The sequence below is a fragment of the Lysobacter humi (ex Lee et al. 2017) genome, from assembly GCF_054781815.1.
This window is the reverse complement of sequence record NZ_BAAGTR010000005.1, coordinates 86826-110967: the sequence shown is the minus strand read 5'-3', so window position 1 is coordinate 110967 and position 24142 is coordinate 86826. Positions and strand designations below refer to the sequence as shown.

General features: G+C 67.1%; 16 protein-coding genes. 4 read left to right on the top strand and 12 right to left on the bottom strand.

The features are described 5' to 3' along the window. Positions 1-68: 68 nt before the first annotated feature. The 9 genes from ACYVJJ_RS04185 to ACYVJJ_RS04145 all read right to left on the bottom strand — a co-directional run bounded on the left by ACYVJJ_RS04185 (position 69) and on the right by ACYVJJ_RS04145 (position 12612). The gene (locus ACYVJJ_RS04185) at positions 69-1130 is read right to left on the bottom strand and encodes a hypothetical protein (protein ID WP_460831360.1); all 1062 of its coding nucleotides are present in this window, start codon (positions 1128-1130) and stop codon (positions 69-71) included. Positions 1131-1160: 30 nt separating this feature from the next. Further along, positions 1161-3131, bottom strand: coding sequence for a hypothetical protein (locus ACYVJJ_RS04180; protein ID WP_460831358.1), 1971 nt, complete (start codon positions 3129-3131; stop codon positions 1161-1163). 129 nt (positions 3132-3260) lie between these two features. After that, the gene (locus ACYVJJ_RS04175; protein WP_460831356.1) at positions 3261-4685 is read right to left on the bottom strand and encodes a S8 family peptidase; all 1425 of its coding nucleotides are present in this window, start codon (positions 4683-4685) and stop codon (positions 3261-3263) included. After that, positions 4682-5449 carry a hypothetical protein gene (locus ACYVJJ_RS04170; protein WP_460831355.1) on the bottom strand — a complete coding sequence of 256 codons (768 nt, stop codon included), beginning with the start codon at positions 5447-5449 and terminating at the stop codon, positions 4682-4684. Before ACYVJJ_RS04170 ends, ACYVJJ_RS04175 begins: the two co-directional genes overlap by 4 nt. Beyond that, positions 5446-5706 carry a hypothetical protein gene (locus ACYVJJ_RS04165; protein WP_460831354.1) on the bottom strand — a complete coding sequence of 87 codons (261 nt, stop codon included), beginning with the start codon at positions 5704-5706 and terminating at the stop codon, positions 5446-5448. The genes ACYVJJ_RS04170 and ACYVJJ_RS04165 overlap by 4 nt, the downstream gene beginning before the upstream one ends. Next, positions 5706-6680 carry a hypothetical protein gene (locus ACYVJJ_RS04160; protein ID WP_460831352.1) on the bottom strand — a complete coding sequence of 325 codons (975 nt, stop codon included), beginning with the start codon at positions 6678-6680 and terminating at the stop codon, positions 5706-5708. Before ACYVJJ_RS04160 ends, ACYVJJ_RS04165 begins: the two co-directional genes overlap by 1 nt. 9 nt (positions 6681-6689) lie before the next feature. Further along, positions 6690-11024 carry an N-acetylmuramoyl-L-alanine amidase gene (locus ACYVJJ_RS04155; protein ID WP_460831351.1) on the bottom strand — a complete coding sequence of 1445 codons (4335 nt, stop codon included), beginning with the start codon at positions 11022-11024 and terminating at the stop codon, positions 6690-6692. Then, positions 11021-11356: a hypothetical protein gene (locus tag ACYVJJ_RS04150; RefSeq protein ID WP_460831349.1), complete on the bottom strand. Its 336-nt coding sequence runs from the start codon at positions 11354-11356 to the stop codon at positions 11021-11023. The genes ACYVJJ_RS04155 and ACYVJJ_RS04150 overlap by 4 nt, the downstream gene beginning before the upstream one ends. 266 nt (positions 11357-11622) lie before the next feature. After that, positions 11623-12612 carry an AfsR/SARP family transcriptional regulator gene (locus ACYVJJ_RS04145; protein ID WP_460831348.1) on the bottom strand — a complete coding sequence of 330 codons (990 nt, stop codon included), beginning with the start codon at positions 12610-12612 and terminating at the stop codon, positions 11623-11625. 284 nt (positions 12613-12896) lie between these two features. Between ACYVJJ_RS04145 and ACYVJJ_RS04140 the strand changes: the two genes are divergently transcribed. The 4 genes from ACYVJJ_RS04140 to ACYVJJ_RS04125 all read left to right on the top strand — a co-directional run bounded on the left by ACYVJJ_RS04140 (position 12897) and on the right by ACYVJJ_RS04125 (position 17853). Beyond that, complete coding sequence (locus ACYVJJ_RS04140; protein ID WP_460831347.1) at positions 12897-13256, top strand: helix-turn-helix domain-containing protein; 360 nt, start codon at positions 12897-12899, stop codon at positions 13254-13256. A 484-nt stretch (positions 13257-13740) separates the two neighbouring features. Beyond that, entirely contained in the window at positions 13741-15246 is a 1506-nt protein-coding gene (locus ACYVJJ_RS04135) for a sensor domain-containing diguanylate cyclase (protein WP_460831345.1), read from the top strand. A 429-nt stretch (positions 15247-15675) separates the two neighbouring features. Then, on the top strand, positions 15676-17460 hold the full coding sequence (locus tag ACYVJJ_RS04130) for a putative bifunctional diguanylate cyclase/phosphodiesterase (RefSeq protein ID WP_460831344.1): 1785 nt from the start codon (positions 15676-15678) through the stop codon (positions 17458-17460). 54 nt (positions 17461-17514) lie between these two features. Beyond that, entirely contained in the window at positions 17515-17853 is a 339-nt protein-coding gene (locus ACYVJJ_RS04125; RefSeq protein ID WP_460831777.1) for a hypothetical protein, read from the top strand. Positions 17854-18408: 555 nt separating this feature from the next. Here the strand turns inward: ACYVJJ_RS04125 and ACYVJJ_RS04120 are convergent. Genes ACYVJJ_RS04120 through ACYVJJ_RS04110 form a run of 3 tightly spaced genes read right to left on the bottom strand, consistent with a single transcriptional unit; the run spans position 18409 to position 24130 of the window. Beyond that, positions 18409-20484 (bottom strand): AIPR family protein, encoded by a 2076-nt coding sequence (locus ACYVJJ_RS04120; RefSeq protein WP_460831775.1) that lies wholly within the window; start codon positions 20482-20484, stop codon positions 18409-18411. A 2-nt stretch (positions 20485-20486) separates the two neighbouring features. After that, positions 20487-21455: a PD-(D/E)XK motif protein gene (locus tag ACYVJJ_RS04115; protein ID WP_460831343.1), complete on the bottom strand. Its 969-nt coding sequence runs from the start codon at positions 21453-21455 to the stop codon at positions 20487-20489. Beyond that, positions 21455-24130, bottom strand: coding sequence for a Z1 domain-containing protein (locus ACYVJJ_RS04110; RefSeq protein ID WP_460831341.1), 2676 nt, complete (start codon positions 24128-24130; stop codon positions 21455-21457). The genes ACYVJJ_RS04115 and ACYVJJ_RS04110 overlap by 1 nt, the downstream gene beginning before the upstream one ends. Positions 24131-24142 lie beyond the last annotated feature (12 nt).

The following is a 24142-nucleotide window of genomic DNA, read 5'->3' as shown; positions in this document are numbered from 1 at the left end:
GGCTCCGGAAAGGTCGGCGGTCCGAGGGCGTGGCGGCGACGCTGCGGACGCGTGTCCGCCACCGTCCGCTACTGCAGCGCGCGGGCCTCCTCGAGGGTGTCGCGCATCTCGAACTCGATCGGCCGCACGTAGAGGCTGATCCGCGCGGGTGAGACGGGGTTCACCCGGATGCTGAGCACGGAGAAGTGACCCTCGTCGCCGCTGTCCATGCCGAAGGCATCGAGCCAACGGGTGAGCGCGGCGAGCTGGCGCGGGCGCTCGGACAGGCCGAGCTTCAGCAGGTCGAGGAAGCGCGAGGGCAGGTCGGGGATCGCGGCGAGCAGCACCTCGAGCTTGAGCTCGGCGCCTTCCGGCGTCTCGCGCACGCCAACCAGCACGCCGCCGGGCGGCAGCTCGAAGCGCCCGCCAAGCGCGACGCCGACGATGCGCATCAGGCTCGGCAGCTGGTGGCCGATCCCGAGCCGGTTCATCAGCGGCCCGAGCGAGGACACGGCCATCGGCCCGCGATGGAGGAACGTCACCCGCTGGCTGCCGGTCTCGCGCTTGCAGCCGATGCTGGTGAAGATCGGCATCAGGTTCGGCATCTCGGCCATCACCTGCCGCGTGAGGTTCGCGAGCCCGGGCGCGAGCGCGTCGATCTGCGTCGGCAGCAACTCGTAATAGATTTTCGCGGCGTAGAGCCCGTCCTCGTCGAAGGCGCTGCCGAACCAGGCGCCGTAGTTCATCCACGACAGGCCGCCAAAGCCCCGCCACTCCTCACTGCGCGAGTCGAACCACTTCAATGCGTCGCGCCCGAAGATCGGCGCGATGAGCCGGCGCATCTCGCGCGTGGCCTCGTCACGCCGCGCGATCGGCGTGGCGCTGGGGCCGAGCGGCTCGATGGTGAAGCGCAGCTTGCCGGGCTCGGTCTCCGAGAACGACGGCTCGTAGGGTACGGCCCCCGGTGCGAGGGAGTTGTGCGCGTAGGAATAGTCGTCGTCGGGCAGGTAGAACGTGCGCTCGATGAGGCCGTCGATGTAGGGCATCGGGTCGCGCGTGCCGAGGGCGCGCGCGGCCGACTGCAGCGACTGCGTGACCAGGTGCTTGACCGGTCGCGCCGCCGTGTCGCGGGGGAAGATGGAGACGTTCATCGCGATGCTCCGGGCTTCAGGGCCGCCGCGTCAGAGGGAGGGCAGGCTGATGCCGGCCTGGTCGAGGATCGCGCGCGCCTCCGCGGGCAGGCCGCCGCCACGCCCGATCGGCAGGCTCGGAATCGCCGGCGTCTCCACCGACTGCGCATAGCGCTCGATGCTCGACTCCTGCACGCCGCCGACGGCGAGCCACTGCTCGCAGGCCTGCACGAGGTCCCAGTCGTTGGGCGTGAGCATCGGCTGGTCGCTGCCGCTCATCTGCGGATTGGTGAGCGCGTTCACGCTGATGACCTCGCCGTAGCGCCCGGCCAGGCGATCGCTGTGGTTCGCCAGCCAACGGATGATCACCGCGCTCGCGCGCGCCTGCGTGCGGTGCTGGTGCGTATTGCGCAGGCCGCCGAGGTAGTTGGCATTGATCTGGTCGATCAGCTGCCACATGTCGCGGGCGCCGACGCAGGCGCGCAGCTCGGCGTCGCTGAGCACGTCGCGGAACTCGAGGATCGTCTGCTGCAGCTCCGCCGCGGCGAAGCGGACGATGCCGAAGCTGTGCACGGACAGGTTCGCGGCGAGGTCGCGGCCCGCCTTGCGCACCTGCTCCTGCGACACGGCCACCGGTACGTTGGTGCGCAGCATGCGGTCGACGGAGAGCTGCCGGCCGAAGTTCGAGACCGCGGCCATGAATCGCAGCCACAGCTCCTTGTACTCGGGGTTGCCGGGCAGCGCGGGATCGCCCTCGTTGCGCCCGAGCACCTGCCGGTACAGGTCGAGCCGCTCGTTCTGCGTCATGCGCTCGGCGGACTTCTTGAGGTAGCCGTAGAGGTAGTCGCCGGCCTTGCCGCGGCTGATCGGCAGCAGGCCCATGCGGAACAGGTCGACGCACTTCTCGACCACCTGGAACATGCCCATGTCCTCGCAGTGGGCGGCGAACGCCACCGCCTGCGCACCGAGCAGGTTCTCGCGCACGGCAACCTGGTCGGTGACGTCGTCGAACTCCGGCAGGGCGATCTCGGTGGACGAGATCGGCGCGCCCTCGAGTACGCCGGCCTGCATGTCATAGCCGTTCTGGATCCGGCTGGCGAGCCATGGGTCGTTCGCCGTCACGCCCGAAGACGCGAGGCGCCGGACCAGCGCGGCGACGTTGCGCGCCGACAGCGCACAGACGATGTCCTTGCCGGTCGGGCGCGATGGGTCATCCGCACTGAAGGTGCCGCGGCGCGCGTTCGGATCCTGCCCGGGGTGCTCGCAGCCGATGATGTCGCCGTCGATCAGGCCGGCCTCGATCTGCGACTGCAGCGAGACCTTGTACTGCTCGGAGAGCTGGGCGAAGGCGGCGTCGAACAGCGCGCGGTTGGCGCGGTACTCGCCCTGCGCGGTGCTGATGTGGCGCACCAGCCCGGCCTTGTCGCGCGTGGCCTCGACGTGGTTGTCGAGCTGCAGGATGCCGGCGATGCCTGCGATCTCGCGTTCGCCGTCCTCCAGCCGCTGCAGCAGGTTGGCGGGTACCCGCTGGCTGCCCATCAGGCCGTATTCGTGCACGAAGCGGTTGTCGCGGGCGAGCTGCGCCCAGGGCTGCTGCGCGACGGTCTCGGCGACCACGCGATAGAACGGGTCGGCGGTGAGGTCGGTCGACAGCGCTGCCTTGATCGCCTCGTACTCGCGCTGCTGCGCGGGATTGAGGCCGTCGAGGTTCTTGTTGGCGAGGATCGATTCGAACTTCAGCTTGCGTCCACGCAGATCCTCACGGGTCTTGTGCTCGCGCTCGCCGAGATCGACCAGCAGGATGCGGTTCATGGCGGTTCTCTCGTCGTGGGTGGGTGTCGCGGGGTTCGATCGCGCAGCGGCGGCGGCGCGGGCTTCTGCTTCGGCCTTCGCCCGTGCCTCGGCTTCGGCACGGGCCTTTTCGTCGGCGGCGCGGGCTTCCGCGTCGGCCTTGGCCCGTGCTTCGGCCTCCGCGGCCGCCTTCGCGCGCGCCTCGGCCTCCGGGTCCTGCCTGCCGTGCATGGCATTCCCCGGTGCGCCTCCGTGACCGCCGCGGCTCGCGCCGGCGGCGCGTGTCGGCTTGTCGGCACCGCGGGCGCCGGCCTTTCTCGATTTGCGTGGGGTCGCCATCGCAGGTCTCCTCGTGGTGCGTCAGGCCGCGGCGAGCGCGGGTGGGGTCTCGGCCGGCGCGCCACCGTCGGCGTCGCGCAGGTGCAGGTCGATGTCGGCGTCGAGCGCGCGGAGCGCCGCGGCCGCGTCGAGCACGCCGACGCCGCAGCCGGCGACGCCGGCGCGGGCAAACGGGCGCGCGCTCGCGACGAGCAGGCGGCGGCAGTCCTCGCCGGTGAGCGGCCACGCGCGGCGCTGCGCGCGCGAGGCCATCAATGCGCAGACCGCGGTGACGAAAGGCGCGGCGAAGCTGGTGCCGGTGGCGCGCTGGTAGCCGTCCAGCCCGCAGGTGACGATCTCCCGGCCGGGCGCGCACAGCGCGACGTGCATGCCGCGGGTGCTGAAGGACGCCGGCCGGAGGCTGTCGTCGACGGCGCCCACCGCGATCACGCCTTGGTGCGCAGCGGGGTAGAAGCGCTCCTCGAGGCCCGAGTTCCCGCTGGCCGCGACCAGGATCACGCCGCGCGCGAGCGCATAGCGCACGACCTCCTCGTGCGGCCGCGGCGCGTCGGCGGCGAGCAGCGAGTCGGGCGTGCCGAAACTCATGTTGATCACCTTCACGCCGAGGTCGATCAGTCGCTTCATGCCGATGTCGATGTTGTCGAGCGCGCCGACGCCGAAGCGCTTCGCGTCCGGACCGACCGCCGCGCCGAGCACGCGCACGGGCGTCAACCCGCACAGTCCCGCGCCGCCCGAGGGCATGCCGGCGCCGCGCGCCGCGAGAATCCCCGCGCAACCCGTGCCATGGCCGACGTCGTCGTCCGGGCGCTGACCGCGGTGCCTGAAGTCGCCGACGAGCGTCAGGCCGCCCACGGCGTCCGGGTCCAGGTCGACGCTGTCGAAGCCGGCGCGCACGCGCGCGTCGAGCTCGGCATGCCGCGTGGCCACGCCGGTATCGGCGAGGCCCACGACGACGGCGGGATCTCCCGGCTCGAGCTGCAGTGCCTGCGGCAAGCGCACGGCCCCGTGCGCCCAGGCGTCGCCCCGCGCGCGGCGGGCGTCGAGCGCGACGGCCGGCGCGTCGAACGGCGCACGGCAGAGGTAGTCCGGGCCCACGCGCTCCACCATCGGCAGCTGCGCGAGCGCGTCGATCAGGTCCGGCATGCGTGCGGCCTCGCGCACTTCGATGCGCAGCACGCGCGCCACGCCGCTCAGCTGCTCGACGTCGTCGAAGCGACGCGCGCCGGTCACCGCACGCTCCGCGCGTCGCACGCGCGCGCTGTGCAGGCGCGCGGCACGCAGCGCGCCGCCGTGGTGGCGCAGGAGGCGGTCGATGACGCCGCCGTCGACATGGTCGGCCGCCGGCGTGCCGTAGCCGTGCACCGCGCGCAGCCCCGGAATGTGCTCGGGCAGCTCGCCGAGCTTCAGCGTGAGCAGCAGGCGGCGGGGGACGGTGTGCGCGATCACGACGCGGTCTCCCAGCGCCCGAGCTCGCCCTCGGCGAGGTGCACGCGGGCGAACTCGCCGTCGCCGAAGTCGACCTCCGCCTCGCAGCCGAGCTGCATGGCCATCGGCGCGAGGACGATCTCGCCGTCGCCGGCGGCGACCACCGGCACGGCATTGCCGGCCGCGCGCACGAACGGCAGCCGACCGGCACGCAGGCCCGGCGCATTGAGATGCACGCGGCCGACGTGCCCGTCGCGCTCCACGCGCGTCACCCGCGGCGCCGCGGCGCGCATCATGGCCTGCTGCAGGCGGTTCACCGGCATGCGCGAGAGGCGGGCGATGACGTCCGCGCCGGCGGTGGCCTTGAGCTCGTTGAGCTGGGTGATCGTGCGCACGCCGATGCGCTCCAGGCGGCGCTGCTCCTCGTCGGAGATCTGGTCGCCGAGCGCCTCCTTGAGGCCGAACTTCGGATCCTCGGCTTTGAAGTCGACCGCGTTCTCCTCGACCATCGCCTTGGTGATGGTGGTGAGCGCGAGCTTGACGGTGCTGGCCTCGGTCTCGCCGGGGCCGGCGGGGCGCACGAAAACCTCGTCGTCGACCATCTGCACGAAGGCGCGCAGGTCGATCGAGACATCCTTGACCGCGAAGGTGAGCGGCATGCGCGCGACGCGCGCCTTGATCGCCATCGAGGCTTGCGCCTTGTCGAGCTGCTCGGTGAGTGCCTGGATGAACAGGTCGAAGGGCACACCCGAGTCGCGCACCAGCGGCGGCAGCTGCGCGCTCATGAGCGGTGCTCCGCACGCCGGGGAAGCTCGGGTGCGCTCCAGGCGATCACCAGCCTCGACGGGCTCGCCATCCAGCCGTCGACGGCCCTCTGGCGCGGCACGTCCGCGAGCAGCACGCAGCCGCCGTCGCGGAAGACGGGACGCAGCTCGAGCGGCAGGGTCATGTCGACCTGCGAAAGGCGCACGCCGCCGGTCACCTCGATCGCGCTGAGTCCAGCATGCAGCTCATCGAGCAGTTGGTGGAGTTCGCGGAGCATCACGCGCCTCCCGTGCCGGGCGCCGGCGCCGCCGGTGCAGGCATCGCGCCGCGCAATGCGGGTGCGTGGCGCTGCACGAGCGAGGCCTTGACCGGATCGACCAGCTTGTCGAGCGGCAGCGTCTCGCTGACGAAGTTGAGCTTGACCTCGCCGAACAGGTCGGCGCGCACGCTCGACTCGTTCTGCGCATTCACCGCGAGCGTCGAGACCATCGTCGAGCCCTGGCCCGAGTAGCTCGCCGCGCCGCGCTCGCCCCAGTTGTTGACCGACTTCGGATCGCTGGCGGTGGCGTACTGCAGGCCCGCGGCGTCGCGCGCCGCCGCGCGGAACATCACCTTCGCGCTGATGCTGCCGTCGCGCACGGCGACGCGGTTCAGGCCCATCAGCACCATGGTCGAGAGCAGCTGGTGGCGCTCGGCGCCGATCGCGCGGCGCACCTGCGGCAGAACGTGCTGCTCGAGCAGCTCGGGCGTGAGCTCCTCGCCCTCGATGCCGTAATCGGCGAGCCATGCGGGCGCAAGGCCTTCGGTGCGCGGCACGACCTGCGGCTCGGCGCGCTCGCCGCCGTCCGGCAACAGCAGGCCGACGTCGCCGGGATAGCGCGTAGCGAGCCAGTCGCGCGCCTGGTTGAGCGTGACGTTCGCCTCGGTGAACTCGTCGACCGTCTTCGCGCAGGCGCTCACCAGCTCGGAATAGCTCTCCATCTGCCGGATCGAAGCGTCGACGATCGCGTCGAACGTGCCGTGCACCAGCTGCGCGACGAAGCCCGGGAAGTCGATCTCGTCGACCATCGCGCCTGCGCGGCGGGCGATCGTCTCGGTGGCCTGGGGCTTGGCGGCGGCGGGCGCCGGGGCTGCGGCGGGGTCGGCGAGCGCATACGAAGGCGCGGTGCGCGCCTGCGGGCCGCGCGCGACCCCCGGCGGGAAGATCCCGGCACGGGGGCGGGTGCCATCGAGGGGCGGGCGCACGGACATGGCGGCGGCTCAGGCGGCGAGGCTCGTGTCGGTCCAGCGGTTGCTGCGCTCGTAGCGGCCGTCGCCGCGCAGGCGCAGGTCGATCCGAGCGGTCGGCGCGCCCTGTGCGAGCCCGCTGAAGCGCACGTCGATGCCGACGCGCAGAGTCGCGACGCCATCGCTGTCGGCTGCGTCGTCGATCCGCGCGACCACGTCGACGCCGTAGCCGAGCGGAGTCGGCGTGCCCGCGGTGATCACGACGTTGCCGATCGAGCCGTCCGCCTCGCCGCGGAAGCGCACGGTGAGCGGCAGCGGCGCGGGCTCGCCTTCGAGCGCCGGCCATTCGCCCAGGTCGATGACCACGTCGGTGGCCTGCAGCGACGATGCCGACATCGGCGGCGACTGCGGCGCCTTGCGGCCTTCGAGCTGGTCGAGCGACCACCGGCTCGCGCCGGCAGTGCCGCGGACGACGGTCATGCGCGTGCCGGGAACGCGGGAGGGCTCGATCGGCTCGGGCGCGTCGCCGGAAATGCTCAGGCTTCGCGGCGCAGGCGCGAGCCGGTAGCCGCGGGTGGACAGCGACTGCGCCTGCGCCTGCGCCGCGGTGGCCGGCAGGTGCAGCACCCGCCAGTTGCCGTAGTCGGGCTCGGCCATGCCGCCGAAGTCCGCGGCGAAGGCCTCGAAGGACATCCAGCCCTCGTGCCCGCGGTTCGGCGGGTTGAACGCGACCGGATCATTGTCGAAGGCGGTCGTCGTGTCCCACGGATTGAGGACGTAGACCTCCGTCGCCGCGGCACCGGCGAGGTCGCCGCGGATGCCGGAGACCACGACGGCATGCGGCGCGCCGACGATCACCACCCACAGCGGCCCGAAGTCGCGCAGCCACTGCGCCCACTGCGTCGGTGCGTGGTAGAGGCTCGCGTTCGACGGCTGCTCGATCACCCGGAAGCCGTAGTGGTCGCGCACGCGCTCGAGCTGGTCCCAGCCGTAGGAGGTGGCCAGGGAGCCGCCGGCCTCGCGGACGAAAGCCTCGGGGTCGAACGAGGCGTCGCTGCGGAAGGACTTCAGCATCGTCATCGCCGCGGCCCAGCAGGCGTTCTTGTCCGGCTGCGGGACGAGCGCGACGCGGTGCTCGACGGCGTCCGTCGAGAGCGCGCGCGGCGCACCGAGCGCGAACGTGGTCGCGCGGTCCTCGATGTAGTCGATCTTCCGGGGCGTGATGAAGCAACCCGTGTTCACACCCTGGGCGGCGCGCTGGCCGCTCACGTGGATGGCGCAGACATACGCCTGCAGCCCGTCGCCGTCGTCGCGCAGCGTATAGACCGGCGAGCCGCTCGCCCCGGCGAGCGAGAGGATCGGATAGTCGATCGTCTCGTGCGTGTGCATCTCTCGCGCATACCCGCCGTGCAGGTGCTGCTTGTAGCCGTCGATCGCCGCAGTCAGGTCGGGCACCGCGCGCGACTGCGCCGAATAGCCGCAGACCACGAGCGGCATGTGCGCCGACGGGGTGGCCTGCAGGAAGCGGAACCACGCACCGCCCGGGGCCGCGATCGGCACGTTGTCGATCACTGCGATGTCGTTGTCGAACGAGCGGTTATCGCGGTACTTGCGCGGCACGCGCCAGCTCGCATCGGTCACGGTGCAGTCGCCGAACGGCTTCACGCCTGCGCCGTTCATGCCCGGCGTGATGGTCACGCTCGCGGCGTCGACGAGGTTGTGGCCGCAGGTCAGGATCCGGTTCGGGCCGATGTAGAAGCCGGTGCCGGCGCCGGCGTCGTTGCCCTCGCTGTCCCACATCTGCAGGTGGCAGATCGCCGAGTGCGGGAAGGCGTGCGTGCTGTCGACGCCGACGAACCACTCCTCCATCGCCTGGCTGAAGGCGTTGTTCTGGCACTGCAGCGCGGTGGCCGGGTCGGAGGGGTCGTAGTAGGGCTGGATGATCTCCTGCGCGCGCGCCATGGGACGGCGCGAGAGCGCCTGCGACGTCGTGGGCACCTGGCCTGTCGAGCTGCCCTGCGCGAACGCGTCAACCGCGAGCTGCACGCATTGCATGTAGGTGTCCCAGTCCCAGTAGGACGAGGGGCAGTCGTGGTTGTCGGCCGGCGTCGCTTCGATGTGTCCGACGATGTGCTCGCGATCGGCGGGGATCCCGTGCTGCGCGCACAGCCACGCGACGAGGTGTGCGGAGGCCTGGTACTGCTCCATCGTCGGCGGCAGGTCGCGGCGGTTGAGCCGGTAGGGCTTGTTCGCGTTGTGCTCGATGCCGATGCTGCGGCTGTTCGCGCTGGACGCGTGGTAGGCCGTGTCCGCGTCGCGCACCATCTGCACCACTTCGCCGTCGCGCCCCACGATGTAGTGCGCGCTGCTCGGGCCTGCCTGCCGGCCCGTGGTCCGGTCGCGGCGCTCGCCGTCCTGGAACCAGGCGATCGTGCCGTCGATGCGCGGCCCGCCCGCGGTGATGTGGATGACGATGCGGTCGATCACCGCGCCGCGGCGGCGGCCGGCGCGGAAGTTGCGCGAATGCGCGGGAACGAAGCGGCTCGCGCCGGGGTAGTCGGGCGTGGCGGTCGTGAGGGCACGCGCGCGGACCGTCTGTGCCTCCGCGACCGCGCCGTCGTCCTCCACCGGCTCCGGCACGTGCGCATAGAGTTCCGCCTGCGCATAGGCCTCTTCGTCCGATGCGTCGCCGGCGTCGGACAAGGCGCGCGCGCCGAGCGAGAAGCTCAGCGGCTGGTTCCAAGCCGCGGCCTGCTGGCGGATCCACGCGAGCTTCGCCGGCGTGATCCGGCAGCCGAGGTTGGTGGTGTCGCCGTGCCCGGCCACGTGGACGCCGACCATGTGCGTGCGCGGCGCGTCACCGTCCTCGATGTAGTAGACCGGCGAGCCGCTGGTGCCGCCGAGCGACTGCAGGTCGTAGTCGAACGTCTCCTCGCTCGGCAACGAGCGGATGTGGCCGCCGTGCATGTGCTGCCTGTCGGCGTCGATGGTGGCATTGACCACGCTGTCGATCAGGCCATCGGGGTCGGAATATGCGGCATAGCCGGACACGACCACGCCCTCCGGGCGCGACTGCGTGAGCTCCTCGACGAGGTCGAAGTAGTTCGTCGAGGCATGGCCCGACGGTACGCGGATCAGGGCGATGTCGAAGTCGCGGCTCGAAGCGACGTAGGACGGGTGCTTGACCATGTCCGCGGCGGACACGCGGAAGCGCCCGAACGGCTCGTTCGCCGCGCCCGTTCCGGCGCCGTTCTTGCCAGGCACGATGATCAGCTCGCTCTGGCGGTCGACCACGTGCGCCGCGGTGAGCAGCAGGTTCGGCGCGATGAAGAAGGCGGTGCCGTGCTGGCCGCCCTCGGCGCTGCCGTCGACGGTGCGTGCCTGGCAGATCGCGCTGTGGGGCATGACGGTGGTGTTCTCCACCCCGGCCCACCACTGCAGGCTGGAGGCGAAGAAGCCGATCTGCGTGCGCAGTGCATCGAGCCAGTCGCTCGGGCTGTAGTAGCTGGAGACGACGCGGAGTTCGCGTGCCGGCGTGGCCAGGCGCGAGGGCGCTGGCGTGCGTGGCGTGGCGTGGCGCGACGGCGCGAAACTCCGTGGCACGGTGGACGCGCGGGATGCGGTGGGCATCGGGCCGAAGCCGTCGTCGTAGTCGTCGCGGTGCGCGGCGAAGCTGCTCTGGGGGCGAGGCGCTCCGTTGCCCGCGAGGCGGACGCTCTGCGTGGCGGCCGGGGCGGTGCCGGTGCCGGTGCCGGCGTCGGCGGTCGGCGCGGGCGTCGGGGCTGCGTCCGCGGAGGGTGCCGTGGCCGACGGTGGCTGCTGCCACAGGTCGTCGGAGTAGCCGTCGTTGTAGGGCACGGGCGTCGCGCCGCTGCTCCCGTTCCCACCCCGCGTCGGCGTCGCACCGTCGGCGACCGCGTCGCCGCCCCACGTCGGCGCGGCCGCCGGCGCACCGTACTGCGCGCCGTTTCCGGGCGTCGCCCCGCGCGTGACGCGCCGCAGCCCGCGCTCCGTCAGGCCGCGCAGGCTCACGTACATGTGCCCGCTGTCCGGGCGGCGCACGCTGATCGGCTTGCTGCGGTCGCCGTCGGCATAGCTCGCCACGCCGAAATACAGGCGCGGCTGGCCGACGAATCGGGCAACCACCGCCGGCGGTACGAGGTAGACCGCATCGCTGCGCGGTCGCGTGGGCTGCAGCGGGCTCGCGAAGAAGTTGCCCGCGGTGCGGCGCGCCCGGTGCTCGGGCTTGAACAGCTCCGGGTCGGTCGCGAGCCCGACCTCGTACAGCGGGTGGTCGGCGTTGACGGTGAACCCGAGCACGCTAAAGCGATCGTCGATCGATTCGCGATTGGCACGGATGCGGGTCATGACGGGCTCCTGGCTTGCCGCGCGACAGGGGAGGGAAGGACGGGATCGGGCTGGGCGGGCGGAATCGGGATGGCGACCGGCACCGCCGGCGGCGCTTCATCCAGTGCAGTGGAGATGCGCTCCCAGAAGCGCTGCTGCGCATCGATGCCGATGCTCTCCAGGTGCGGGCGCACGAAGTCGATCACCGCATCGAGGTTGCGGAAGAAGGCGCGCTGGCCGCTCTGAATGTGCTCGACGGAGCCGCGCCACTCGGTGACCGCGGCCTCGCCGTCGCCCCGCTCGCACCAGACGCGGACGATGAACACGGCAGTGCGGTCTTCGAGCAGGGCCATCACGGAGCTCCGGTGGCGACGTATGGGGCGAGGCTGCGCCGAAACGATCACCGGCCGATCACGCATGGATCACGCGTGGATCACGCGGGAGCGCTTCCGCGTGATGTCGGGCGCAGCCGCGTGACGCGGCGCCGTGTGACGGCACGGCCGCGGCCGCCCGACCCCGCGCGGATGCGGAGACGCCCGCCATGGGGCGGGCGTCTCAGGCCGGGGAGGTGGTGCGGTGCGTGTTGGCGCGCGGCCGGCACGGCCGCGCAGCGCGACCGTCAACCGAGCAGGCGCAGGCTCAGTTGGAGCTGTGCATCGGCCGCGGCCAGGTGCGCGCGCGCACCGTGCAGCAGCGATTCCGGTCGCGCATCGGCCGGTTCGCGCGACGTCGAGGGCGGCGTGGCACGCGCCACCGGCGGCATCGCCACGTCGGTGGAACGACGTCGGTCTCCCTGCAGCGAGACACGCCGGTCGATGGCGACGCCGCCATCGTCATCGCGTTGCAGTCCGACGGCGCTGTCGGCGATCCGCCGGTACAGGGCCTGGGTCTCGCGCATCGGCTGGATCGCCAGCTCGCGCCTTAGCAGCTCGCGACAGCACTCGAACTGCCGCAGCGCCAGCGCGCGCTGGCCGCTGGCCACGTACAGCTGCATTAGGTCGCGATGCACGTCCTCGCGCAGGGGATCATGGTCAAGTATCCGCTGCGCATGGCCGATGCCTTCGAGGTACTGCCGGCGCAGCGTGGCGATCTGCATCAGGCGGTAGAGCGCATTGAGGAAGCCGCGGCGGTAGCGCTCCCGCGCGCGTAGGGCCCAGTCGTCCGAGAGCTCGACCAGCAGGTCGGCCTTGTACAGGCGCACCCCGCGCTCCAGGGCGTCTGCGTCATCCTCCGTCAGGCGCTCCGGTGCGCGCGCGAGGGCGGGCGACACGAGCCGGTCGAACTCGGTGACGTCGAGCCAGACGTCCGTATGCGGGCACATCGCGATCGCGCCGCGGCGGTCACTGGTGATGAGCGTGCCGTGCGCGAGCGGCGGCGTTTCCAGCAGGCGCCGCAGGCGCCAAAGCGCTGTGTTGAAGGAGCCGGTCGACGCGCTCGCGCCAGGGTCAGGCCACAGGCTCGCGAGCAGTTCGGACCGGCTGAAGCTCCGGCCCTGGCCGAGGGCGAGGTAGGCGAGCAGGCTCGCGCTCCGCCCGGCGACGGCCACTTCGGGTGCATCGTCGCGCCCGGTCGCGAGCGCCATCGAGCCGAACAGGGAAATCCGCAGCATCGACGTGCCTCCGCTATGGCCGGCGTCCTGCCGGCGCGGTCGGCGCCCCTGCGCGCCGCTGTCACGTGTCGATCACGCGCCAATGCGTGCCGTGATGCAAGCGCTTCTGCAGGCAAGCGGGCCTGCCCATGATTTGCCCGGCGCGCGCTTCGCGGCGATGCCGACGAAAGGACAGCGCGACTGGACCGCGTGGCGACAGAATCGCTGGCAGGGCAGTCGTGCTGGCACGACGCGCCGCCGCGCCGGACACGGACCGTCCTCATCCACGCCGTAGGAAGAAGGCCATGATCTCATTGCCCCAGCGCATCCGCCGTGCCCGCACGCAGGCCGGGCTCACTCAGGGCGCGCTCGCCGGGCGGCTCGGCATCAAGCGCAGCGCCGTCACCCAATGGGAGCATCCGCACGGGACGCGGCCGAGTGTCGAGCACTTGATCCAGATTGCTACCGAGACGGGCGCGGGCTTCGAATGGCTCGCGACTGGCCGGGGCCCCTGCCGCCTGGATCCATCCGAGGCGACCCCGGCGGTGCGGACCGACGAGTTCGCCGGCGATGAGCTCGAAGCGCAGGCGTTGATTCACCTGCGACGCATGACGCCTGTACGCAAGCGGGTGGCAGTCGTGGTGTTGGAGGCTTTAGGGCGTTAGGTCGCTAGGGCTCTGACCGATCGCAACGGACTCATGCCATGAGGCGATCGAACCATGTTCGTCGGCATCGTGCGCTGGTGCCACTGACTCAGCCTTCCAGTCCTTGCGCACCGGCGCGCCAATGCCGACCAGCCCGATGTCCGCATCCGACGCAGGGCGGACGTCGGGCGTGGACGCGAGCCGGAGCTCGTTGAAAGGATCAAGAGGCCGGTTTCGCTCACGCCTTTCCAGCAGGACCGACGTGACGGGATGCTTGTCCTGCGCGTAACGCGTGACAACTTGGAAGCTCGTGCACGGGTAGGTGGGCCGTCACTTCTCTTGGCAACCCTGCGTCGCCTAGTCCGTTTGCCAGCGCGAGGGCCAGGGGCAGAGGTCGGCGCGGGCTGGCGCCACTAGGCAATCCCCGCAGAGCATGCGGCCGACGTGCGCTTCCTGGGCAGTGGCGATCGCCTGCCGCGACCCGGTACGCTGGCATGCGGCTTGCTTGAAGTTCCTCGTGAGGCAGCTTATGCAGCACTCGGATCGACGCGGCGCAACCGATCGCTGGTGGGCGATCTATCCTGCTGTGCCGGTCCTGTGGCTCGCGGCGTTCGCGCTAGCTCGTGTGCTCGAGCATGCACCCCATGCAAGTCTGTGGTTTCCACCGGCCGCCGTGACGCTAGCCTCCATCCTGATCCTCGGGGCCCGGGCGCTGCCCTTGGTCGTCATTTGTTGCGCGCTTGCGACAGTGCTGAGCGACAGGATGTACGGCGGCGGCGCCTCGATCCTCACCCTTGCACTCGCATGTGCCGCATTCGCTTTCGCCCACACCACGGGTTTCGCGCTAGCAGCTTGGGCCATACGTCGCTGGGGCCGGGTCGAGAATGGAGCACCGACGATCGCGACGGTCTTCGGATATCTCGGCGCGACCGCGCTCGGTGCGTTGTTCTCGGCGTGGTTCGGAAGTCATCTCCTAGCGACGGCCGGATTGATCGATGAGGTGCCCACCATGGAATTCGTCACCGCCTGGTGGCTCGGCGACTACGTCGCCGCGGTGACGCTTATGCCGGTGTGCGCGGCTTTGCTGCTCGCCCTAGCGGGTCCGGGCAATGCGAAGGCACCCCAATGGATGCCGGGAACCTCGACGGCTGCAGCACGGCGACCGCCCATCCTCGCTCTCGTGAGCTTTACCGTAGTCACGGTAGGCGTGCTGAGCATTGCTCGCCTTTCCGAGAAGCAGGCGATCCTTCTGGCGCTGCTGGTCGTGCCGCTTCTGCTCCAGCTATGGATCACGTATACAGCGCCTCGCCGCTATACGATCGCGAGCGTCACTCTGTTTAGCGTGCTCACCGTGGGCGCGTCCAGCTTCTCACCGACAAGTGCCGCGCTGGTGCTGCAATGTGCCGCCCTTAGCCTCGCCGCAAATGCGTATCTCGGCCTTTCCGTCCCAGCGCTTATCGCCGACAACACACGGATGCGCGAGCAACTGGCGCGGGATCGTCTGACCGGCGCGATGAGCCGCGCGTGCTTCGAGGATCGCTCACGTGCCGCCGTCGAGGTCGCTTCGGCATCGCTACAGCCCTTGTCGATCGTGCTGTTCGACCTGAATGGCCTCAAGGCGATCAACGACCGGCTCGGGCATCTCGTCGGCGATGCTGTTCTGGTCTCGGCTGTGAAACTCTGCCAAGGCTGCCTGGGCGCCGATGATGCGCTCGCGCGGCTCGGCGGCGATGAGTTCGTTATCGTGTTGCCCGGATGCGACGAAGAACGGGCGCTCGACGTCGTCGAGACGCTCCGTAGCGCGCTCGCGACGCTGGAAATCGAAGGCGTGCGTGGGACCGTATCCGCCAGCTTCGGAGTTGCGAGCTGGGTACGGGGCGATACGGGCGAAGCGATGCTCGCGCGCGCCGATGCTGCCATGTATGTCGACAAGCGGGCTGCGCGGGGCAGGGCGAGCCGACACCCGGTCGAAGATGGAGCACCGGGTGATCCGTCGGGTACGTGCGACTGATTCGAGCAACTCCCGCGCTTGGCCGCGCCCGAATCGTGGGCATTCATTCGCGCGGTAGAGTCATGACCCGCTTCCGAGAGGCCGTGCAATGAGCGGCCGCGGGCGTGAAGCGGCCGCCAAGCGCCGAGCCCCCGCCTGGCGCCGCGGGGTAGAAGCCCACCGCACTTGCCGACCGATGGGATCGACGGTTCGGTATGAAGCGTCGTCGCACGTTCTCGCTACGAGTCACCACGGTCCGACGGGAGCAACGGCCTCCCATGGCTCGAATTGCGTACTTCGGGGGCTAGCGGAGCGGTTCACCGACAGGCGGTGCGCCGACGAAGTGTGACGGGCGTAGTGTTTTCCCCACTCAGCTGGGACTGAAGGGAGAGTGTCGTGGCCGGTTCCGCCGGAACTGGACAAAGGCGTTCGACCCGGCTGCGCCGCCACATGGCAGGCCTGTCCCGCGCTGCGAGCGCCGTGCTACGGGTAGACGCTTCCGGCCAGCATGCGTTCGTCACGCTGTCACCCGTCGCGGTGGACACCCTTGAAGTCGACCGCGTCAGCCTGTGGGAACGCGTCGAGCCCGGGCGGCTCGAGTGCCGATGGACGTGGCCGCTCTCGGAGATCCACGTCGGACTCGGCCGCCGCGAGTCATCCTCCTCCGCGGCCGTCCGCCCCGAAGCACACGAGCAACTGGCGACGGACATGCCGGGCTGGCTCGGCGAGCTCGCTCGCATGGGCGTGCACGCGGTGCTCGACGTGCCTGTCGTCGTGGGAGGCGATGCCTGGGGCCGCATGGCGTTCGAATGCGATCGCACGCGCCGGTGGACGCAGGACGAGGAGGGCGCGGCGCGGCACTTCGGGGACGTCTTCGGCATCGCGCTGGAGCGCGAGCGTCGTCGCTCGGCGGAGGCGCACCTGACCTATCTCGAGATGTATGACGACACGAGCGGCGTGGCCAACCGGTCGCTCTTCGTGGCCAACATGCGGCAGTACATCCAGCGGTTGCGCCGTCGTCCGTCGTGCGGCGGTGCGCTGCTCTTCATCGACGTCGACCGCTTCCATTCGGTGAACGAATTCTTCGGCGAGGCCGGCGGGAACGGGGCACTGGCGACGCTCGCAGAGCGGCTTAACGCGGTCACCCGTGACGATGCGCTGATCGGCCGCCTCGAGAGCGACTGCTTCGGCGTGCTGCTGCCCGACCCGGGACCCGAGTGGCACGCCGTGACGGTCGCGGAAGGGATCCTTGACGCGGTGTCGCGACCGATCGTCCAGGGCGACCGCACCTGGGAAGCCACCGCCAGCATCGGCATCGCATTCGCCCGCGCGAGTGCAGACTTCACCGCCGAGGAGTGGCTGCGCAACGCGGACATGGCGAGCAAGGACGCCAAGCAGGCGGGCCGCAGCCGCATCCATGTCTACGACCCCAGCCAGCACCAGTCGCTCATGACGCGCCTGTCGATCGAACAGGGGCTCCGCGAGGCCCTGCGGGACCACCGGATCGACATTGCGTATCAGGCCGAATTCGACTTGAACACCGGCGAGGCGATCGGCGCCGAAGCCCTCGCCCGGTGGCGTCGCGTTGACGGCGTGCTCGTTGCGGCGGGCGACTTCATCGACGTCGCGGAGGCGACCGGGCTGATCGAACCGATCGGCAAGATCGTCCTCGTCGGCGCCTGCATGGAAGCGCGCGACTGGCCGCCCACGCGCGACGGAGCCCCGCGCTCGGTGCGCGTCAACGTATCGGCCCGGCAGTTCACGAGTGGCACGCTCGTCGCCGACGTCCACGAGGCACTCGAGGCGTCCGGCATCACCCCGGACCGCCTGTGCCTGGAAATTACCGAGACCACGGTGATGGCCAAGGCCGAGGAATCGCTGGAAACCCTGGGTGCCCTGAAGGCGCTCGGGGTCTACCTGGCGATCGACGACTTCGGCACGGGCTATTCCTCGCTGGCCTACCTCAAGCGGTTTCCCGTCGACGCGCTGAAGCTCGACAAGTCGATGGTCGACGGCGTCGAGGACGACGAGACTGTCCGCGCGATCCTGCGCGCCGTCCATGGCCTCGCGCTCAGCCTGCAGCTCGACGTGGTCGTCGAAGGCGTGGAGCATGCGGTGCAGATCGACCCGCTGCGTCGGCTCGGCATCCATCGCATCCAGGGGTTCTACTACGCGCGTCCGGAACCCTCAGAGCAGTTGCGTGGGCGGTTCCGGGCGCACCCGGAAACCGAATGATGTCGGGACCACGTTTCCATGGGCCACCGAGGGCCGAGGTGATCCACGGCTGCCCTGCAGTCCTTCGGCCAGACGCAACTGCATGTCGTTGACGTCGATAACGGCGTTCGACTACGCAGCAGCATCGAAGCGCATGCAGGGGCGGTGAGGAGAGTGCGTTTCGATGGCGAACACGGCCTGCTCAGCTGCGGTGAGGACGGTCGCGTGCATCGGTGGGACCTTCGGCAAGGGTCTAGCACCTTGATCTCGTCGCACGACAATTTCGCGAGCGATGTTCTCCCGCTAGGGGCGGGTCGATGGCTCAGCTGTGGCTACGACGGGCGGATCAGGCGTGCTGCGCTTTCCTGCGGGTCCCACTCTCGCCCCGGTACGTCAGACCGGCTTTCGGCTTAGCTGTGCATCAAGCACTGCGTGTGCTGTGCTCATGGGCCACCTCAAGACGGCCGTAGGTGGGCTGGGTAGGGAAAGAGACGAATTTGCCCAAACGCAAATCATGTTCTTAGCGCATGATACCCGGCGCTATGCTCAAGATTGTCGCAAACATACTCTCTCAAACCGGTAAATTTTGGCGGAACGCGTCGACCACGTTCTCGGACGTGCTCAAAAAGTTCGAGGCAGAAGGTATTGGGAATTGCGGCGACTCGAGTTTAGTTCGCCGTTGTCAGGCCGCCTACGCGGTTCTACTTCCAGCACGACAGAGGAGCTCGCGAGCAGGATCAGTAGGTCTAAGGCTGAGACGTGACAGGACTCACGGCCAAACTGAAGACGACGTTCTCGCGTGGGTCGCCGGAGAACGCAACGTACCTCCGCAGAAACGATCGCGCGGTGGATACGTGTTGAAATACCTGCGGCCGCTGTCGCGTTTCTAGGAGAACTGCTCCGACTTCTGGATTAGCCGACTAAGCAACGATCCGAGCAGTGGTCGGCTCGCGCCATCAAGACCTCAGATCAGTCCGCATCGGACGGCTGAAGCAAACCAGCCGCTTCAACTGCAGCCAGCGCTTCAAGAGCAAATTTGGCCTGCTTTGCAGACGGCTTCTTGAGCCAGCTTCCCGCCGCGTAGCTTGCCAGCGTGCGGCAAATACCAGCCATCTTCCAATGCAAGACACCGCTTTGCTGACCTAACTCTGCAGTGCGCAGCCATGTGTGGCTGTCGACTAGCATGCACTGCGCCACTCGATCCAAGTCGTGCGCAGCCAGCTCCACATCGGCAGACGATCGCGAAGAGCGCCCACCAGATCCTCTGGCACCCGCCGAGCCTGCAATCTCCGCAGGCAACGGATCAACCAAGGTAGGCAGGCTGTCTCTGACAGCCTCCCAGCAGTCCGCCTTCTTGAACCACTCTCCAGGATTGCGCTGTCCGGCGCTCTCACGGAGGAGGCGGTCAACTTCGGGAGCCCAAGAAGTCAGGACAGCCTCGAGCGCCGGCGTGATCGATTGCTTCTCCCAAACCTTATCGAAATCCAGTCGCCCGCCGGTTCGATGGCTCAACCCCGCAATCATGTAACTAACAATCTGCGCCCGATACGCAGGTAGCTTCAGCGCTCTAACGATACGCTCAGTCGTCCTGTACAGGATCGCGAGCGCGACCAGCTTTTTGAACCAGCTCTCATCGACAATGGGGGCTCCCTGATCCTTAATGCGCTGCATAAAGAGCTGGAAGTTCTTCTGCCCACCCATGCAGACACGGAACGGAAGGCCTTCCCAGGCTGACATGTACCGGGCCAAGTCCAATTTGCTTAGACGGCGTGCCTTCGGACTCTGCGCCCGAAACGCTTTGAGCTCCGTCGCGCGCAGGGCAGCTTTCTGCTCGGCCGCCAGATAGCCGCCGCGTGCCCGCTCGTAGAACCACCGGCGCTTGCCATCTACAAGCCAAGTGTTGTTCGCAGCGTTCTCAACCTGTTGATGGAAAGGATCATTGGCTGAGAAATCCGCCGGCTGAACTGAGTTTTGCCGGTTAGCGGCTTTAGAAACCGACGTAACAAGCTCATCTAGATCGGTATTTCGCGCACGGATTATCTTGGCGGGGACCAGAACCTCGTCGAGCTTAATGCTCTCCTTGCGCCTAGCCCTATGCAGCGACGCAGTTGTCTGCCCACCGTTAACTATCTGAAGCCCGTTGAGCTTGCTTATCGTGCAGAGCCCAGACGAGTCAACGTCTGCGTCAACCTCGTCGACGGTAGCAACCAAGCCGTTGTTAAACGCGAGGAACATCGACGGCTTCTCTACGATCGTACGGCGCAACTCAGCATTGACGCTCTTGCGGCCTTGGATGCCTAGGAACGCGCGGACGTTGAGCTCCAGTAGCCGCGTTCCATGCAAGTCATAAACCTTTGAAAGCAGATCGCCAGGCACGGCAGTCAGATACGTGTCATAGCCGCCAACCTCAGAAGGTAAGTAAAGGGCAGGTAGCGGACGTCCGGTCATCGCGACTACGTCGACCGAAATGTCAGCGCGAGTCTCCCCTTCGCCGAGAACACGATGCAGCCGGACGATGTCGTAACCAACATATTCGACCGTGCACTGGCCAATACTGGAATCCTGAGGAACCCCTCCAGCAAACTCGCCATCGGTAAGGACAACGATCCGAATACGCCGTAGCTCGCCCTTTTTCCGTTGGATGCTACGAGCGAAATCGCTTGCATCAGTGTTGGACGGCTCGAGCTTGTCCGCCAATCCCTCCATTGCTGCACGAGCAAAACGAAGCGCCCTCTCAGCCGCCTTCGCAGTCTCGGGCGATGAAATGCGAGAGACGGCCGAATCACCCTTATAGATCGTGGTGAAGAGATCGAGAGTATCTGCGTCATCTTCCATCGCAAAGCCGTCGATGCGATAGATGGCATTGCCAAAGTGACCTTCCTGGTACAAGCAAAATGTCTGCGAAAAGTGCCCGGCTTCTTCAAGACGGTCGAGGACTACGCTAGTAAATAGCTCGCTGCGTGAGTCGCCCTGGCCAAGCTCGGCCAGCTCGTCGACTTCAAGAGCAATTTGGTTTAGAAAGCTTTGCGCTGCGCTAGAGCCCATGTTCACGGCTTCCAAAAATCGGCGACGGCTTCTTTAAAGTCGATCGCGTAACTCCTGAGCTGCGAAGTGTCCAGCTCGTATGTCGCGTCGGATACGCCAAGCGGCACTGACGCGCGCGTTAGCCGCGGAAAATCTCCGACGATGCGCCAAGCCCTGAGCTCTTGAGCACTCAGCTTAAGCGAACCGTCTTCCCACCTCTCGCCCGGAAGCAGCCCGCGTCGCAACAAGGCATTCGAAAACACCCTCTTCTGGTCCGGCCGCAGCTGCTCTTCCACCCTTCCTATAAGTTCGGGTAGCGACAGACCGTCCTCAGACTCGACGAAACGAACGTAGCAAAGAAAAAGTCCTTGCAGGGACGAGTTGTCAAGTTGATCAAGCGTCGACACGTGCACGCGCCCGCCAAGCCCTAATGTCGCTTTAGCCTCCATCGCGACAGATCCGCGCCGAAAGTCCCATAGGCCATCAGACGGTGACTCCCAAAAGTCGACCGCTCTACCGTCCACGGCGCATAGCTCTCTGAGCACTGCGAGCTCCCCCGCCACTCCGACGAGCTCTCGAACTCCAAGCGAATCGCCCGATCTCAGAAAGGAACACCAAGCAGCAAGTCGCGCTACCACCAACTTGAGTGCTGTATCGCCCGCCTCTTGGCCGGCGAATGCGACGATGTCTGCACAGACCCGGGCAAAGAGCTCAACCTGTGACGGCTCCTCCAGCGCCAGAACCAAAAGTACTGACCCCCCGTGGCTTACTCTGTACGTGCGCAGGCTCGCTGTATCAAAGTCATCGCGCACAAGCAAGGGATTCGGTAGGTCAAATAGCAGACATGGCGCGCTGTCTTTGAACCGTATCGCCGCGTGCACGCCCAAGCCAAGGCTTTGCGAATCCAGACGGCGCGACGTAAACATCCGGCCCGACTGCGCAGTTCGCAACTCCCTCCATTCACCTAAGAGGGCATCTGCTGAAACGCACATCACGTCAGCCGTTCCTTCTGCAGGATGCGGTTCTCAATCTGGAACGCCTGAACGGCCGTAGGGCTGTCCGGAAAGCTGACGACTACTCCGAGGACAGGACGGTCGGCGCCCTCAGGCGCTCCAGCCGCCTTCGGATCCATTGGATAAACCAGGAGCAGGCCTCGATCGGCCGATCGGGCTGCGCGCACGCTTGGCCCACTAGGGTCAACCTTTGGCGGTTCCTTCTTTTCTTCTTGCTCCCGATTGGTCATCGCTAAGGCGCGCTCGAACTCCTCATCTGTCAGATCGATGGCCTCGTCTGGCGGATTCAGGATCGACTTAACGATGAACCTTGAGTCGGAGGAGCGGCGCAGCGGCGCACGCTGAATGCACTCGATGTCCCATTGCCCGACTCGCAGAACTTGGCCACGTCCTTCGGCGAGGAACACGCTCCACGATACGAGCTCAGGCCGACTCTGCGAGAGCTGCTGTTCGATATACCCCGCCAACCGACTTGAGTCCAAATCGATGCCTTCGGGGGGAAGTTGAAGGTTACGTAGGAATCGGACGATCGTCTGGCCATCGGTCGACCATAAGAGCCCTTTTGCAACGCCGCGCCCAAAAGGACGCTTCGGATTCCTGATCGGCTCTCCGAGCCCCTGCAGCATGGACTCCAAAGCCAAGGCGTTGCTATCGAGGATCGCCTTGTCTTTGAACATCACTGTTTGAATCTTCCCTTCTCCCGAATAGCTAGTTCGCCTTTCCTTTGCATAGCGCTGCTTCGATGGCGCGGTCACAGTCATGATGCTGTGCGCTTGGATCTTCAGGCCGTAGTCCTTAGGCGTCTTCAGCAGAAGCTTCATGTGGACGATCTGAGACCTTAAGTCTGCGCTGGCCGTAGCTACATGGCGAAGCCAGCGCTCCATATCGAAAGTAGTATGCAATCGGCAAACGTCTGCGTATCCGCGCCTGTAGCCGAACCAACGCCCCATTTGTAGGAGGCTGTCGTACTGCTTGCTAACGCGAAGAAAGTAGCTCGTGGTAAGACCCTCCAGCGTCAGCCCACGGGACAACTTGTCGCCACCGACGGCAATAACCGACAGACCCGAATCCCTGTAGCGATCGTAGTCGAGGCCTGTTTTTGCTTTGCCGTTTGCCGTAATGACACGGATCTTGTCCGTACTATCCGCGAGTACGGATCGCACGTCGTGCCAAGTAACCGGAATAAGGCCGCGACCGAATACTGAACCCTCGAGCCTGCATCGCGTAGTTTCAAAATCGTTCGTCCAGCGCGCGTGCAAGCCATCCATCACCTCATCGTCGTTTGCAGAGATTCGCGCCTTCACCTCGTCGAGGTAGGTTTCGACCTGCCGATGAACGTGCTCGTGCACATCGACGAACCTCGAGACATGCACGAGCATCGAGTTGTGAGCCGTCTTCTGACCACGTGCGGCCCGGACTGCGCATGCGATAACAAAGTCGTCGATAGCTTGCTTGAGGCTGGGAGGCACCTCGTCACACCCGTCCCATTGCGGAACGAGGGTTTTGTCATGCGTATCTGGGATCCAATTCTCTTCCCCCTGTGGCACATGTCTCACCAGATCCAGGCCGGCGTTTGCGCCATCCGTGGTTCCGAAGACCGCGACAGGGCCGAAATAGTCGTCAGGCGCAGACAGCGAAAGGATAAAAGTGGACGGGAACAGGTCAAAACCATAGTTGGCCGCGCTGCGCTCGTCATGAATGAGGATGTTTGCGAAGGGAGTGGCCGTATATGCCACGTACGCTGAACGTTTGAATGCGCCTAGCAGCTTTCGAATTGCCCCGTTAACGCGAGTGGGGTCGTAATCCTCAACGAAAGTCCCGTCGGATAGCGTTGGCTGATCCTTCGTATCGATCGACGCTTGGTCCGCCTCATCGTCGATGAGCAGGAAGGGAGCGTCGCGAACCTCCTCCGGGAGGCCGCGGATCCAGTTGTTCAGGTTTTCCAGAATCGCAGCGTTCTTCTTAACAACGAACACGCAGGGCTGCGATAGCGGTGCAAAATTGGCTTGACGTGTGAACGCCAGACTGAAGTCGCCGTTGTTAGCGGCGAATGTCATGCTGCCAACGCTCAAGCGCGGAGGAATCTTTCCGACGCCCACCAGGGGTGGCCCGGCTGAGGTGCGATTGTCAGGAGAGGTGTCATAGCCCAGCACGTCCGACTCGAGCCGCTGTTGAGTCTGCAGACGCAGGACGTTATGCATGCCTGCAAGAACTACGATGAGGCGATAACCCGCATCGATTGAACGATTGATGACACCGGCATAGTGAGCAGTCTTGCCCGACTGCACATCGCCAACCACCAGCCCTTTCCAGCTCCATGGTCCATCGCGCTTTGGATCCTCGATGAGTTCAACGACCCTGGCGGTGCTGTCTCGAAGCTCATCGACGGATCGTCGTGGCCATCCATCTTCCGACAGCTTCTGAATGTAGCGGGACATGAAAGGGCCTGGCTTCCGTCGCTCTCCCACATACCACTCGGTTGGCGTGTTGTTCGAATCTACAAGCGATACTGCCTCGCCTTGGCCAACGGCATACACCGTTTCCAGAAGACGAACTACATGAGTTATTTCACTCTCGGCGAAGTCGTGTTTAGTGAGCGCGGCGACCACGGGCGCCATTGCAAGAACGGCTTGCTTGATCTTCTCCCGATCCATGTCGGATGTCGG